Source organism: Cobetia sp. UIB-001 (assembly GCF_044789135.1).
GTDB classification, from domain to species: Bacteria; Pseudomonadota; Gammaproteobacteria; order Pseudomonadales; family Halomonadaceae; genus Cobetia; species Cobetia amphilecti.
Genome location: NZ_CP058244.1, coordinates 1,102,789 through 1,116,246 on the forward strand (window position 1 = coordinate 1,102,789; position 13,458 = coordinate 1,116,246).

The 13,458-nt window shown below is 63.7% G+C and carries 10 protein-coding genes; 3 read left to right on the top strand and 7 right to left on the bottom strand.

The genetic code is table 11. From position 1 onward, the window contains the following. Positions 1–26 precede the first annotated feature (26 nt). From relA to ppc, 3 genes are all read left to right on the top strand, one after another. Positions 27–2,291: a GTP diphosphokinase gene (relA, locus tag HA399_RS04690; RefSeq protein ID WP_404326222.1), complete on the top strand. Its 2,265-nt coding sequence runs from the start codon at positions 27–29 to the stop codon at positions 2,289–2,291. Further along, positions 2,288–3,256, top strand: a complete 969-nt coding sequence (gene mazG, locus HA399_RS04695) for a nucleoside triphosphate pyrophosphohydrolase (RefSeq protein ID WP_404326224.1) — start codon at positions 2,288–2,290, stop codon at positions 3,254–3,256. Before relA ends, mazG begins: the two co-directional genes overlap by 4 nt. Positions 3,257–3,588: 332 nt before the next feature. Continuing rightward, positions 3,589–6,237: a phosphoenolpyruvate carboxylase gene (ppc, locus tag HA399_RS04700; protein ID WP_404326225.1), complete on the top strand. Its 2,649-nt coding sequence runs from the start codon at positions 3,589–3,591 to the stop codon at positions 6,235–6,237. A gap of 211 nt (positions 6,238–6,448) precedes the next feature. On the opposite strand, the gene HA399_RS04705 is transcribed toward ppc, so the two are convergent. From HA399_RS04705 to HA399_RS04735, 7 genes are all read right to left on the bottom strand, one after another. Further along, positions 6,449–7,495 (bottom strand): asparaginase, encoded by a 1,047-nt coding sequence (locus HA399_RS04705; protein ID WP_054554979.1) that lies wholly within the window; start codon positions 7,493–7,495, stop codon positions 6,449–6,451. Between the two features lie 102 nt (positions 7,496–7,597). Continuing rightward, on the bottom strand, positions 7,598–8,257 hold the full coding sequence (gene pcp / locus HA399_RS04710) for a pyroglutamyl-peptidase I (RefSeq protein ID WP_404326227.1): 660 nt from the start codon (positions 8,255–8,257) through the stop codon (positions 7,598–7,600). A 76-nt stretch (positions 8,258–8,333) separates the two neighbouring features. Beyond that, a complete protein-coding gene (locus HA399_RS04715; protein WP_043331855.1) occupies positions 8,334–9,245 on the bottom strand; it encodes a DUF979 domain-containing protein in 912 nt (303 codons plus the stop codon). Continuing rightward, the gene (locus tag HA399_RS04720; protein WP_404326228.1) at positions 9,242–10,015 is read right to left on the bottom strand and encodes a DUF969 domain-containing protein; all 774 of its coding nucleotides are present in this window, start codon (positions 10,013–10,015) and stop codon (positions 9,242–9,244) included. The genes HA399_RS04715 and HA399_RS04720 overlap by 4 nt, the downstream gene beginning before the upstream one ends. A 367-nt stretch (positions 10,016–10,382) precedes the next feature. After that, on the bottom strand, positions 10,383–11,573 hold the full coding sequence (locus tag HA399_RS04725) for an MFS transporter (RefSeq protein ID WP_404326230.1): 1,191 nt from the start codon (positions 11,571–11,573) through the stop codon (positions 10,383–10,385). A gap of 222 nt (positions 11,574–11,795) precedes the next feature. Next, positions 11,796–12,410: a hypothetical protein gene (locus HA399_RS04730; RefSeq protein WP_404326232.1), complete on the bottom strand. Its 615-nt coding sequence runs from the start codon at positions 12,408–12,410 to the stop codon at positions 11,796–11,798. A gap of 250 nt (positions 12,411–12,660) precedes the next feature. Continuing rightward, complete coding sequence (locus tag HA399_RS04735; RefSeq protein ID WP_043331851.1) at positions 12,661–13,275, bottom strand: CBS domain-containing protein; 615 nt, start codon at positions 13,273–13,275, stop codon at positions 12,661–12,663. Positions 13,276–13,458: the final 183 nt, after the last annotated feature.

The window sequence follows — 13,458 nt, forward strand, 5'->3', positions numbered from 1 at the left end:
GGCAAGATATTCAAGGACATAGGGTCATGGTCAAGGTGCGCGAAGATCAGCCGCTGACCGATAGCGGTGGTGTGGACATCCCGGTGTGGGTCGCGCGACTGCGCGAGGAAGTCCCGTCGGTGAATGCCGAGGTCATGGTGCAGGCCTGTGAAGTGGCGCTCAAGGTGGCGCGCGAGGCGGACGCCCGCGGTGACAAGCCGTGGCGCGAGCCGCTGCGCAGTTTCCGTTTCAGTCTCGAGATGGCCGACATCCTGTCGGAACTCAAGCTTGACCAACCGGCGCTGGTCGCGGCCGTGCTCTATCGCGCGGTGCGTGAAGGGCATCTGGGGCTTGAGGCCATCGAGAAGCATTTCGGCAAGGAAGTGGCCCGCCTGATCGAAGGCGTGCTCAACATGGCCGCCATCAGTCAGCTGCAGGCGCCGAGTCATGGCATGGCGCAGCATGACCAGCAGGACAACCTGCGCAAGATGCTGGTGTCGATGATCGATGACGTGCGCATCGCGCTGATCAAGATCGCCGAACGTACCGTCGCCCTGCGTCACGTCAAGGATGCCCCGCGCGAGAAGCGCATGCGCGTGGCCAGCGAAGTCTTCGATATCTACGGGCCGCTGGCGCACCGCCTGGGCATCGGTCAGCTCAAGTGGGAGCTGGAGGACCTGTCCTTCCGCTACCGCGAGGAGGATGAATACAAGACCATCGCCAAGCAGCTGTCCGAGAAGCGTCTGGAGCGTGAGCACTACATCGCCGACCTGCTGGTCGAGATGCGCACTCTGATGAGCGAGCAGGGCATCAAGCACTTCGATGTCGCGGGCCGCGCCAAGCACATCTACTCCATCTGGCGGAAGATGAAGATCAAGCGCATCGCCTTCTCCCAGGTGTATGACGTGCGCGCGGTACGGATTCTGGTCGGCACCGTCAGCGATTGCTACACGGCGCTGGGGATCGTCCACTCGCGCTGGCACCACGTGCCGCATGAGTTTGATGACTACATCGCCAACCCCAAGAAGAATGGCTACCAGTCGCTGCACACTGCGGTGGTGGGGCCGAGCAACAAGGTCATCGAGATCCAGATCCGCACCTTCGACATGCACGAGGAGGCGGAGCTGGGCGTGTGTGCCCACTGGCGTTACAAGGGCCACGATGTCGGTCACAAGAGTCGCAGCTACGAGGACAAGATCGCCTGGTTGCGTCAGGTGCTCGAATGGCAGGATGAAGTCGGCGAGAACGGCGGCCAGGAAGCGATCCGTCAGGGGCTGAGCTCCGACGTCGCGCCTGACCGCATCTACGTCTTCACGCCGGAGGGGCATGTCATCGACCTGCCCAAGATCGCCACGCCGATCGACTTCGCCTACCGCGTGCACACCGAGGTCGGCCATCGCTGCCGGGGTGCCAAGGTCGACGGGCGCATCGTGCCGCTGACCTACAAGCTCAAGACCGGCCAGCAGGTCGAGATCCTGACCGCCACCAAGGGCGGCCCGAGCCGCGACTGGCTCAACCCGAATCTGGGCTATGTACGCACCTCTCGGGCCCGCGCCAAGATCCAGACCTGGTTCAAGCTGCAGGCACGTGACCAGAACGTCGATGAGGGCAAGGCGCTGCTCGAGAAGGAATTCTCGCGGCTGGCGCTGGAGAATCTCGACCGCGACAAGCTGGCCAACGCCGTCAATTACCCGACGCGTGATGATATGTACGCCGCCATCGGCGCGGGCGATCTGCGCGTCGGCCAGGTGCTGCACCAGGCCCAGCAGCTGTTCGGCGATACCGATGATCAGGAGCAGCTCGAGCGTCTGCTGCGCCAGCGCAAGCCGCAGGGCAAGGAAAAGCCCGACGCCGTCATGGTGCTGGGGGTCGGCAATCTGAAGACCACCATGGCCAACTGCTGTCACCCGGTGCCGGGCGATCAGATCGCCGGTTTCATCACCCAGGGGCGCGGCGTGACCGTGCACCGTCAGGACTGCCCGAACCTGATCCAGCTGCGCTCGGACGAGCCGCGTCGCATCGTCGATGTCGACTGGGGCCAGCGCTCGCGCAATCAGTATCCGGTCGATATCGAGATCCAGGCCTGGGACCGCTCCGGTCTGCTGCGCGATGTCACCAACGTGCTGAGCGGCGACAAGGTCAATGTGCTGTCGGTGAACACGCGCACCGATCAGCTCGACAACATCGCCACGCTCAAGATCACGCTGGAAGTCGAGAATCTCGATGTGCTGGGGCGCGTGTTCGCCCGCATCCAGCAGCTGCCCAACATCATCGACGTCAAGCGCCTGCGGGTCGGGGGCGACAAGGCATGAGTCGCCGATTCGATGCCAGCGTCGATGTCGATGCAGGCAGGCAAGCCGATACGCGCTACACCCTCGATGACCTGCTGACCCTGATGGCCGTGCTGCGTGACCCGCAGTACGGCTGCCCCTGGGACAGCCGCCAGGATTACGCGAGTCTGGTGCCGCACACCCTGGAGGAGGCCTATGAGGTCGCCGATGTCATCGAGCGCGCCGCGGCCGATGCCAGCGTGCTCGAGGAGCTGCCGGCGGAACTGGGAGACCTGCTGTTTCAGGGTGTCTTCTACGCCCAGATCGCCAGTGAGCAGCAACGCTTCGATTTCCACGACGTGATCCATGTGCTGACCGAGAAGATGCTGCACCGCCATCCGCATGTCTTCCCGGATGGCACCCTCGCGTCGCGCCGTGAGGGCATCGCCACTCATGAGGTCGACGAAGGCTCGCTCAACGCCCAGTGGGAGTCGCTCAAGCAGCAGGAGACCGCTGACGCGCCTGCCAGCCAGACTGCCGGCGACAGCGTGCTGGATGGCGTGCCACTTGGCCTGCCGGCGCTGACGCGGGCGGCCAAGCTCTCGAAGAAGGCCGCGCGTTCGGGCTTTGACTGGCCCGACACGAGAGGCGTGCTGGCCAAGATTCGTGAGGAGCTCGGCGAAGTCGAGGAAGCTCTGGCCGAGGGCGATACGGCCCATGCGCGCGAGGAAGTCGGTGACCTGCTGTTCGCGGTGGTCAATCTCGCGCGCACCCTCAAGGCGGACCCGGAGCAGATGCTGCGCGCCACCAATGCGCGCTTCGAATCACGCTTCCGCCATGTGGAAGCCGCGATCGCCGGGCAAGGGCGCACGCTGGATGAGGCGTCGCTTGCCGAGATGGATGCGCATTGGGATGAGGCCAAGCGCCGGGAGCGTGCGGCTGAGCAGGCGCGACAGGGCGAGGGTGCGACGTCAGCAGCGCGTCCGGTGACGCCGCTGGTTCGGTGAGGGAGCGTCGTCGCAGCGTATTTGGTAAAGGGCATTTGGAAAAATGTAGTAAGTTTACGCGATAGTCGGATTGTGGAGCCGAGGCCCGCGGTCGTATGCTGAGGGGAAGCGATCAGGACGCGAGTCTTGTCCTGCTTTCCGGTCTGCTGCGCCGCGGGTCTTTCCGTTTCGCGCCAGTGTCTTCACCAGCGCCAGACCGGTGTCTTCCCTCAGCCGGTTGTCATCAGGTGTCTTTGCGCAATGAGGGAATCTGTTGTCAGCTATCTGACTGTGTGCCCCTGGTGACAGGGGAAGATGACCGCGGCAGCACCGTCACTCCCAAGGAGGGTTTCATGAGTCACGACTTGCATGAATCGTTGCGCGATAACGTGCGTATTCTCGGTGACAACCTCGGCCAGACCATCGCGGCCGACCTCGGCGATGACTTCGTCGCACGCATCGAGCGCATCCGCGCCCTGGCCAAACAGGGCCAGCAGGGCGATCAGGCCGCCCGTCATGAGCTGATCGACTATCTGCGTGATCTGCCGGATGGTGATCTGCTGCCGGTCACCCGGGCGTTCAACCAGTTTCTGAATCTTTCCAACATCGCCGAGCAGCACTACCGTGGCCGCTTCAAGCGCGTCGAGGATTATCGTCCCGGCAGCCAGCCGGACCTCGGCGAGCTGATCACGCGCATTCGCGAGCGTGGTTTCAGCGCGCAGAAGATCGTCGAGGAGCTCTCGGCAATGCGTGTCGAGCTGGTATTGACGGCGCACCCGACGGAAGTCATCCGCCGCACCCTGATCCAGAAATACGATGCCATCGAGGGCTGTCTGACCCAGATGGAAGGCGCCTGTGATCGCCCGGAACAGGCGACCCTCGCGCGTGCACGCCTGACCGAGCTGATCAGCCAGGCCTGGCACACCGACGAGATTCGCCACGAGCGTCCGACGCCGGTGGATGAGGCCAAGTGGGGCTTTGCCACCATCGAGAACTCACTGTGGCAAGCGGTACCGGACTTCCACCGTCAGCTTGACGAGATGACGCTGGAAGCCGCCGGCGAGCGTCTGCCGCTGGACGCCGCGCCGATCTGCTTCGCCTCCTGGATGGGCGGTGACCGCGACGGCAACCCCAATGTCACCGCCAGCGTGACGCGGACCGTGTTGCTGCTGGGACGCTGGATGGCGGCGGATCTCTACCTTCGCGACCTCGAACAGCTCAAGTCGGAGCTGTCGATGTGGAAGTGCACGGCCGCCCTGCGTGCCGAGGCCGGCGATGTGGCCGAACCCTATCGCGAGATCCTGCGCCGCCTGATCCTGCGCATGGAAAGCACGCGTGACTGGGCCAAGGCGGGCCTGGACGGCAAGCGCCACGAAGGTGTCGATATCATCGAGACCCGCGAGCAGCTGTATACGCCGCTGCTGGCTTGCTACCGCTCGCTGTGCGATGTGGGGCTGGACACCATCGCCAACGGCGCACTGCTCGACACCCTGCGTCGCGTGGCCTGTTTCGGTGTCACCCTGACCAAGCTCGATATCCGCCAGGAAAGCACGCGTCACGCGCAGGTCTTCGATGAACTGAGCCAGACGCTGGGGCTGGGCAGCTATTTCGAGTGGGACGAGCAGCAGCGCTGTGACTTCCTCACCAAGGAGTTGGCTGGCCGTCGCCCGCTGATCCCGCGCCATTGGGAATGCTCCACCGACACGCGCGAGGTGCTGGATACCTTCAAGGTCATCGCGCGCGAGCATCGCGAGGCATTGGGCACCTACATCATCTCGATGGCCGGTCAGGCCTCCGATGTGCTGGCGGTGGCACTGTTGATGAAGGAGATCGGCGGTGATGTGCGCCTGCCGATCGCGCCGCTGTTCGAGACGCTGGATGATCTGGACCGCTCAGGCCCCGTCATCGACACGCTGCTGGGCATGCCGATCTATCGCGAGCAGGCCGGTGATCGTCAGGAAGTGATGATCGGTTACTCCGACTCCGCCAAGGACGCTGGCCAGCTGGCGGCTGCCTGGGCACAGTACCGCGCTCAGGAAACGCTGGTGGAAGTCACCAAGCGCCACGGCGTCGAACTGACCCTGTTCCACGGCCGTGGTGGTACGGTCGGTCGTGGCGGCGGCCCGGCGCATGCGGCGATCCTCTCCCAGCCGCCGGGCTCGGTGACCGGCTCGCTGCGCGTCACCGAGCAGGGCGAGATGATTCGCTTCAAGTTCGGTCTGCCGGACATCGCCAGCCGCTCGATGGAGATCTATGTCTGCGCGGTGCTGGAAGCCAGCATGCTGCCGCCGCCGGCGCCCAGGCAGCAATGGCGAGACGAGATGGACCGCCTGGCCGGTATCGCGCACAAGGCCTATGTCGGCGTGGTGCGTGAAGACCCGAACTTCGTGCCGTACTTCCGCTCGGTAACACCGGAAACCGCACTGGCACGCCTGCCGCTGGGCTCCCGCCCCGCCAAGCGTCGTCAGGATGGTGGCGTCGAGACGCTGCGCGCGATCCCGTGGATCTTCGCCTGGACCCAGATTCGTCTGATGCTGCCCGCCTGGCTCGGCAGTGGCGAGGCCTTCGCCACGCGCATGCAGGAAGAGGGCGGCCTGGAAGTGCTACGCGAGATGATGAACGACTGGCCGTTCTTCTCCACCTACGTCGACATGCTGGAGATGCTGCTCTCCAAGGCTGATCTTTCGACGGCGGCCTACTACGAGCAGCGTCTGGTCGATGAGCCGGCCCTGAAGGCGCTGGGGCAATCGCTGCGAGATCGTCTCGAGCGTCTGGAGAAGGTGGTGCTGGAGATCCGCGATCAACAGGCACTGCTTGAGCATATGCCGTTGATCCGTCAGGCCATCGATGTGCGAAACCCTTACATCGACCCGCTGCATGGTCTGCAGGCCGAGCTGCTGCAGCGTAACCGCGACGCCGATGGCGCCATCTCCGCCGAGCTGTCACGCGCGCTGATGGTGACCATGGCTGGTATCTCCGCCGGTCTGCGCAACACCGGTTGATCCGGCTGGCTCTGCCGATTAGCGCCTTGGCGTGAAGGATTAGCCAAGGCCTATCAGCGAAACTAGAAAGCCCCCGTCAGGCATGCCTGGCGGGGGCTTTCTGTTATCTATCGGTCAACGCTGAAGGCTGGTTTACGCCCTGATCAGCGACCAGAGTTCAGCGCTCAGCGACTTGAGTTCAGCAGTCAGCGACACGCGGGGCTGCCAGGACTCACAGCAGGCCGCTGGCGCGCTCGCCCACCAAGGGCATCAGGAAGCGTTCCCGCTGCCAGTCTTCGTCCTGATCGAGCGCCACCAGATGCAGCAGTTTGGTGAAGGCCGCTTCCAGCGTCATGTCATCGCCGGACAGCACGCCGACGGTGGCTAGGCCTGCGCCGGCCGCATAGTGACCGATGGTGACCGGCCCGTGCGGACATTGGCTGATACCGGCCAGCAGCTTGCCTTCGCCACGCGCATCGGCCAACACCCCCAAAAGCTCGCTGTCTTCCGGCAGATTGCCGCTGCCCCACAGCTCCAGCACGGCGCCCTTGACCTCGGGGCGCATCAACTGCACACGCACGCTCTCGGCGCTGATGCCGGGGTAGAGCGGCAGGCGAATGATGCTGTCCTTGCCGAGGCGAGCATAGTCGGGCAGCTCGAAAGCGGGGCCTTGGTCATCCATCAGGCGGCCGGGGTAGAGCACGACGCGGTCATCGACCCATTCGCCCAGCAGCGGCGCATTGGGCGTGGTGAAGCCGCGGTGGTCCTGGGTGTACCACTTGCGGGTGCACACGCCACGCAGCAACTGTCCGCCGAAGGCGACCACGACTTCATTGAGGGTCGGCTGGGCGGCGGCGGTGAGTGCCAGCTCGACATTGCCCAGCGCGTCACTGTGCTCGGCTTCCAGCGGCAACTGTGCACCACTGACTATCACTGGGCGCGCGGTACCCTTGAGCTGGAAGGCGAGGCTGGAGGCGGTCCAGGCCAGGGTGTCGGTGCCTTGCAGGACGACGAAGCCATCGAAGCTGTCGTAGGCGTCCGCGATCTGGCTGGCGATGGTGTGCCAGTCCGCCGGTGTCGCGGAGGAGGAGTCGATCAGCTGCGGAAACTCGCGCAGGGTGAAGGCGGGCAGACGGCCACGACGGCTGGGGGGCAGTTGCTCCAGTGCTGCGCGCAGACGTGCATCGAAGTCACCGGCAGGTACCAGTCCTTGTTCACTTTCCACCATGCCCAGCGTGCCGCCGGTATACAGTACCAGGATGTGCGTCTCGGGAGTCATCGTGTCCACCTGCCAGAAATGGGAAAGCCGGCATTGTAACGCATGCCGGCTTGCAGGGGAGCTGTCGGAGTCGGGCGTTCAGCCGCGACGAGATGGGGGCGCTCAGCTGATATTGCCACCGCCGATGCGCGCATCCTCCTGATGGGACATGGCGCTGATGCACATCACCCGTACGCCTTCGAGCATGCTTTCAAGACTCATGGTCGGCAGACGGCCATCGACACTCTGCTCGGGCAGCGCCGGGATATGCACGAAGCCGGAGCGGATGGGGCTATCCGCCAGATGACGCTGCACCCCATAGAACAGGTGGTTGCAGACGAAGGTGCCTGCCGTGTAGGAGACGCTGGCGGGAAGGCCTGCCGCCTGGAGGTCGTTGACCATTGCCTTGATCGGCAGGGTGGTGAAGCAGCCATCCGGGCCATCGGCCTCGATGGGCTCATCCACCGGCTGGTGGCCGCCGTTGTCCCTGATGCGATAGTCATCCAGGTTGATGGCGACCCGCTCCGGCGTGATGGCGCTGCGACCGCTGGCCTGACCGAGCATGATCACGGTGTCAGGGGCGTGCTGGCCGATGGCCTCGATGACGCTGTCAATCGCGGCGTAGCGTGTCACCGGCACCCGGCAGGTGATGATCTCGAAGCGCTCATCGGGCTGGTCGTGCATGGCCAGTCTCTGGCCGTCCAGTTGTTCGATGATCTTGAGGGCGGGATTGACGCTATCCGTGCCGAAGGGCTCGAAGCCGCAGAGTAGCAGACGACGCATGATGACATTCCTTGGCTGGCAGCGATCACCGCGGGTCACTGCTGGCGGTGATCGATGCGCGGGTAAGAGTGGGAGATCAGAAGGCCAGCAGCAACATCAGGCTGATATTGGCGGCCAGCATGACCAGCGCAGGCAGTATCTGTGCGCGAATGATGTGGTAGCGGTCATCCAGTTCCAGCAGGGCGGCCGGCACGATGTTGAAGTTGGCGGCCATCGGCGTCATCAGCGTGCCGCAGTAGCCGGACAGCATGCCCAGCACGCCGACGATGGCCGGGTTGCCGCCATGCAGCGCGATGACCAGCGGATAGCCGATTCCGGAGGTGATGACCGCAAAGGCCGCGAAGCCGTTGCCCATCAGCATGGTGAACACGGCCATGCCGACGCAGTAGGCAATCACGCAGGCGATCAGGCTGGTATCCGGCACCACGCTCGAGACCAGCCCGGCGATGGTCTGGCCGACGCCGGCCTGATCGAACAGCAGGCCAAGGGCGGCCAGGAATTGCGGCAGGATGGCGGCCCAGCCGATGGCATCGGCCAGACGACGACCTTCCTGCATGCCGGTCGCCGGGCTCTCGCGCAGCAGCAGCAGCGCCACGGCAAAGGCCAGTACCGTTGCGACGCCCAGGCCGACCAGCGCACTCTGACCTGTCGTGAGGGTGTAAAGGAAGGTGCCGACCGGAATCACCAGCGCGGGGATGAACAGGCGCGACCCCAGGCGCTTGCGGCGCGCCTGACGCGCCTCATCGCTCAACTGGCCGTAGTTGCCGAACCCGAGCTGGCCGGTGGCGGCCAGCAGCGCCAGCGCGAGCATGGCAAGACCGACCACGACATCGGGCAGCCATTGTCCAAATGCCAGGCTGATGCCGAAGATCATCCAGAAGGCGCTGGTGCCGAGTCTGCGCGGATGATCACGATCGGTGAGCGTCAGGACGGCAAAGGCCATGATGGCGAAGCCGGTAATCAGGTAGAGAGCGTCGATACCGTTCATGAGTGGCTCTCCGTCGCAGAAGTGGTGAAGGTGTCCTTGCCCGGTGTCGCGTTGGTCTGGCCGGAGGGCTGGGGGTATTCCTCGCGCAGCAGCAGATGTTCACGGCGAATGCGTGCATCCAGCCGGCGGCAGAGCACGAATACCACCACCAGTGACACCAGCGCGGTGGGAATGGCATACAGCGCCATGTCGGCCAGGCTGACGCTGGCGCCACTCTTGTCGAGCACGCTCTTGATCAGCAACAACCCGCCGGAAGCCACGAAGATCAGCTGGCTGAAGAAGTTGCCGAAGTTCTCGCTGACGGCATTCAGAACGCGGATGCGTTGGCTCAGGGCCTTGAAGCGTGGCGAGTTCAGCGCCTCTTCGGGGAGATCACGTTCGGCGGCGCCGACTGACATCGGGGCGACCAGCGGTCGGATCATCGCCGGGTGACCACCGAGCTGCAGACCGAAGGCATTGGTCGCCTTGCGCAGCACCAGGTAGCTGAAGGAGATGCGCCCGGCGCTGGCGGCCCGCAGTTTCTGGACCAGATGTTCGGCCTGATCGCGCAGTCCATTGCGTTCGAGCAGTCCGATCACCGGCAGGGTGATGATGAACAGCGAGACGGCGCGGTTGTCGGTAAAGGCCTGACCGAGCGCGGCGAGAATTTCCGTGGGTGACATGCCGGCCACCAGGCCGGAGGAGAAACCTGCCACCAGCACCACCAGCAGCGCATTGAGGCGCAGTGCCAGGCCGATGACGATGATGGCTACGCCGATCAATGACAGCATGAGGTGTCTCCCGAGCCGGGGGAGGACAATCGAATCCTTTCGAAGGGCATGAGCATGTGCCTCTGGGTGTGAGATTGTTGTTATGAGGGTCTCGTTGCGAAGCAGGTCGAACATTGTCTGGCTGGTTGACCATGGCCGAGCAGTTCGAACATTGCCGAGGCGTTCGAACATGGCAGGGCGCAATGTTCGTTGCTTTACAACGAGAACTCAGAGGGTAGAGCGACACCAGAGGAATCCAAATGAGACATTCGGAATATATAAATTTCAACGACAAGTAGTATCGGCAAAATCTATCATTCAAGCATGAATGACAGATAATTTTGATACCTTGGTGGGGCCTTGCCTCACCTAATGGGGGGAGAAGGTGTCAGCCGTCGACCACTTCGGTGCTGCCATCCTCGCGCAGGCAGATACGGCGACGCCTGCCGACCTGGAAGCCAAGCATGGCGGCGCTCAGCAGGATCAGCGCGAACAGCGACGCGATCACGCGCAGGTCGGCCGTGATTTCCAGCAGAATGCCGACGGCGAGTGGCCCGAGGGCGGCCAGCATGTAGCCGGTGCCTTGTGCCATGCCGGAGAGGGCGCCCGCCAGACGTGCATCGGAGGTGCGCAGCACCAGCAGCGTCAATGCCATCGAGAAGCTGCCCCCCTGGCCGAAACCGAGCAGCACGGCGAACAGCCAGCGCAGGGACAGTGGCCCGATCATCAGTCCCAGCAGGCCGATGGCGGTACAGGACAGCAGCAGCAGGATGGCGGGGCGCTGGTCGCGCCCCATGCGGCCGATCACGGGGGCCAACAGGGCGGTGAGCACCTGTGCCATCACCGAGGCGGCCATCAGCCAGCCGGATTCGATATCGCTCAGGCCGCGTTGCTGGAGCAGGAAAGGCAGCCAGCCAAAGACGATATAGGCCAGGGAAGACTGGCAGCCCATGAAGAAGGTGACCTGGCGGGCCAGCGGCAGGTGCCACAGGCGGGGGGTGGCCTGCTGTTGGCTGGTCATCTTCTCTGGCCACGGGTGGGGCATGCTCAGGCGCCAGGCGGGAAGCGCGATCACCACAAGCAGCGCCCAGCAGGCCAATGAGGCTTGCCAGCTGTCGAGAAGGTTGGCCAGTGGCACGCTGAGTCCCGCGGCCAGCGCCGCACCAAGACATAGCGCCATGGTGTAAACGCCGGTGAACAGGTCGGCTCGCTCAGGATGCTCACGCTTGACGATGGCGGGCAGCAGGGTGCCGGCGACGCCGATGCTGCCGCCACATAACAGAGTGCAGAGATACAGCAGCAGTGCCATGTCACTGGCCCGCAACCACAGGGCGATGCCGAGAGTGATCAGGGCAAGGCTGAGGGTGCGCTCTACCCCCAGGCGGCGGGCCAGGCGCGGCGCCAGTGGGGCGAACAGTCCCAGGCAGACGACGGGCAGTGTGGTGAGAAGGCCCGCTGCCAGCGTGCTCAGGCCCAGGTCCTGGGTGATGCGATCCAGCAGGGGCGCCAGGGATGACAGCGCCGGACGCAGGTTCAGGGCGACCAGAATCAGGATGAGCAGGAATAGGGATGCTGGCATTCGGCGCATGAGGAAACCTGAACGAGAGGACAGGTCTGTGAGAATACCGGCATATGCTCAAGCTGTCTTGCCGCGAGCTGTCTTGCCGCGAGCCGTTCTTCCTCGAACCGGGCCCTGGACAGCAGAACGCTCGGCAATTGCCGAGCGTTCTGTCTCTATGCGCCTTTCTCAACACATCTGTCTTGGCTCAATGTCCCCGTTGCGATTCGCCGCTCCTGTGCCTCAGTACTTGGGCTCAAGCTCCAGCTCGCGTGTAGGGCTGTCGATTCTGCGAGCTGCCGCGCGTTGACGCGTCGTGGCGCCGTCGGCATGCACGTCATGACCGCGTGGAGCGACATTGCGCCATGCGGGCGTCTTCTGCAGGCGCTCGGCATTGGCGCGTGCCGTATTGGAGACTGGCTGGCGACTCGCCTTGGCGCGAATCAGGGTCATGTCCTCGGTGCTCAGCAGCATGCCCTGGGGCGTGCGCTCCAGCACGAGGTGGCCGCGGAAGTGCCAGCAGCGCATGGGGGTATGCGCGACACGATAGCGATGGCCAGCCACCTCCAGCGAGATGGCTTCCTTCGGCTGGCAGCCAAGGGGATGCAGAGTCACTTCCTCCAGCAGCACCAGACGATTGAAGTCGTCTGGCTGAAGTATCTGATTGCCATCATGCATGCGCACCGGGAAGGCATGGTTGTCACGCTGCAGCTCACGTCGCTTGTGACTGACGCTGCCGTTGCCTTCCACGATGCCGGCACCACACACATGCACGAGCTCGCCATCAATCTGTTTGATGACGAGCACCTCGACGTGGCGCTGCTTGAAAAGATGATCACGCAGTGAGCGTAATGGCATGGCTGAAATCCTCATCTACACCATCCGTTGGCTGAGTATATCCGTCAGAGCCCGAGTCATCTCTCTGACCGACAAGCGCTTCCATGCTGCCTGCCAAGTGATATCTCGCGCTGATAGCCACATCATACGCCGTTTGTGAGCATTTTTCCCGAATCAAGCACCAGTCTGGGGATAAACCATCTTGTCAGGACGCGGCTTCATGACGCCTCTGTCAGCCAGATGACTGAAGATACTGCCTACCCTTGCCGGGTCACTCGTACTTGCCCAGCACGGCCCGGCAGATATCAGCGAAATTGCGTGCTTCCGGCGGGTGCTCCAGGTCGAGCCCCAAGGCCTTGCCGACGCGGGAGGCGGCGACCAGACCGCGCACGCTGGGTTTGCCATCATCGCCCTGCTCGGTCACCAGCAGGTGGGATTCGCCACTCTGACGCAGCGTCTCGACCAGGTCCCCGACGCGGGCGCGCTTGAGCACGGCGAGAGGAATGCCCTGCAGCTCCGCGCGGGGTATCTGCACCATGTCGGTAGTGACTTCATCACGCTGAACATTGAAGCGGGTCATGGCACGCATCACGACTCGGCCACCCTGCAGCTCACGCGAGGTCACCACGCCGGTGAAGGTGCCATCATGATCGTGGACCAGCAGCAGACGCACCCCTGCCTGTTTCATGGTCGCCAGTGCCTGACCGATGGAGGCGCTGCCCTGAATGCTGCGACCGGCGGTGACGGCAAAGTCCGTCACCAGCTCACTGGCCGGGCTATCCATGGTGATGTCGCCGATCGGCTGCAAAGGCAGGCGAGCGGAGGTGACATGAGAGAGCGTTTCGACGTCGAGGGTGTGGTAAGCCGACGGTGCAATGGCATTCATGGACTGACTCCTGTAATCAGATGACGAGCATGTTCTGCGTACTATGAGTCAGGCGAGGGCCAGGAGTTTCCTGCACGATGGGTAACCTCAGGTTGCTACTGTCGCAACAGTGACAGGAATTTCGGTCTATCAGGTCAATCTTCGTCGCTATCTGTGCGAGATGGGAAATGGATAGATTCCATT

Excerpts from the sequence above, each read along its gene's own strand:
- relA (WP_404326222.1), top strand. The coding sequence starts at position 27 with ATGGTCAAGGTGCGCGAAGATCAGCCGCTGACCGATAGCGGTGGTGTG.
- mazG (WP_404326224.1), top strand. The coding sequence starts at position 2,288 with ATGAGTCGCCGATTCGATGCCAGCGTCGATGTCGATGCAGGCAGGCAA.
- ppc (WP_404326225.1), top strand. The coding sequence starts at position 3,589 with ATGAGTCACGACTTGCATGAATCGTTGCGCGATAACGTGCGTATTCTC.
- HA399_RS04705 (WP_054554979.1), bottom strand. The coding sequence starts at position 7,495 with ATGACTCCCGAGACGCACATCCTGGTACTGTATACCGGCGGCACGCTG.
- pcp (WP_404326227.1), bottom strand. The coding sequence starts at position 8,257 with ATGCGTCGTCTGCTACTCTGCGGCTTCGAGCCCTTCGGCACGGATAGC.
- HA399_RS04715 (WP_043331855.1), bottom strand. The coding sequence starts at position 9,245 with ATGAACGGTATCGACGCTCTCTACCTGATTACCGGCTTCGCCATCATG.
- HA399_RS04720 (WP_404326228.1), bottom strand. The coding sequence starts at position 10,015 with ATGCTGTCATTGATCGGCGTAGCCATCATCGTCATCGGCCTGGCACTG.
- HA399_RS04725 (WP_404326230.1), bottom strand. The coding sequence starts at position 11,573 with ATGCCAGCATCCCTATTCCTGCTCATCCTGATTCTGGTCGCCCTGAAC.
- HA399_RS04730 (WP_404326232.1), bottom strand. The coding sequence starts at position 12,410 with ATGCCATTACGCTCACTGCGTGATCATCTTTTCAAGCAGCGCCACGTC.
- HA399_RS04735 (WP_043331851.1), bottom strand. The coding sequence starts at position 13,275 with ATGAATGCCATTGCACCGTCGGCTTACCACACCCTCGACGTCGAAACG.